Annotated in this window: 1 protein-coding gene; it reads left to right on the forward strand. The window is 66.2% G+C overall.

Annotation, left to right across the window (positions count from 1 at the left end):
- A partial coding sequence (locus CYJ10_RS13580) for a CaiB/BaiF CoA transferase family protein (protein WP_101682142.1) occupies window positions 1-1,074 on the forward strand: 1,074 nt, incomplete at its 5' end.
- Between the last annotated feature and the right edge of the window lie 119 nt (window positions 1,075-1,193).

Below are 1,193 nucleotides of genomic sequence, written 5' to 3' on the forward strand. Positions count from 1 at the left end.
ACCTGCGGCATGATCCTGGCCGACCTGGGCGCCGAGGTCATCAAGGTGGAGCCGCCGGGCGGCGACAAGACCCGCAACCTGCCCGGCCTGGGCATCGGCTTCTTCCGCGCCTTCAACCGCAACAAGAAGAGCGTGGTGCTGGACATCACGACCGAGGAGGGGCGTACCGCGGCCGCCGACCTGGCTGGCCAGTGCGACGTGCTGCTGGAGAACTTCCGGCCCGGCCTGATGGAAAAGCTCGGCCTCGACTACGCAACCCTGTCGGAAAAGTACCCGCACCTGATCTATGTCTCGCACAAGGGCTTCCTGCCCGGGCCGTACGAAAAGCGCCTGGCACTGGATGAAGTGGTGCAGATGATGGGCGGGCTGTCGTACATGACCGGACCCAAGGGGCGCCCGCTGCGCGCGGGCACGTCGGTCAACGACATCATGGGCGGCATGTTCGGCGCCATCGGCGTGCTGGCCGCGCTTCGCGAACGCGACCATACGGGCCGCGGACAGGAAATCCAGAGCGCGCTGTTCGAGAACTGCGTGTTCCTGGCGTCGCAGCATATGCAGCAGTTTGCGATGACCGGCGAGGCGCCGCCGCCGATGCCGTCGCGCGTGTCGGCGTGGAGCGTCTACGACGTGTTCTCGCTGGCCGACGGCGAGCAGCTGTTTATCGGAGCGGTCAGCGACAAGCAGTTCGTCACGCTGTGCCAGGTGCTGGGCCATCCGCAAATGACCCAGCGGCCCGAATACCGCGATAACGCCGCGCGGGTGGCGGTGCGGCCGCTGTTGCTGGAAGAATTGGGCGCCATCCTTCAGCACCATCGCGCTGATGCCCTGATGCCCCAGCTCGAAGGCGCCGGCATTCCCTACGCACCGATCGTCCGCCCGGACCAGTTGCTTGACGATCCGCACCTGAAGGAAAGCGGCGGCCTGGTGCCGATGCAGGTGGAAGACGGCTCGATCGCGCCCACCGTCCTGCTGCCGCTGCTGATGGGTGGCAGGCGTCCCGGCGTCCGGCATCCGTTGCCGAAGCCTGGCGAGCATAACGAAGAGGTGTTCGGGCGCAGGACAAGGCCCGACTGACTGCATCTGGCTGGGCCCTCAGTACCGTAGTTCCATAACAAAGCATGACGGAGACAACCATGATTTCACGCCCCCACTGGCGGGTCGCGGCGGCTGCCACGGCCTTCCTGCTCTCTACC

This window comes from Cupriavidus pauculus (assembly GCF_002858765.1).
GTDB lineage: Bacteria > Pseudomonadota > Gammaproteobacteria > Burkholderiales > Burkholderiaceae > Cupriavidus > Cupriavidus pauculus_B.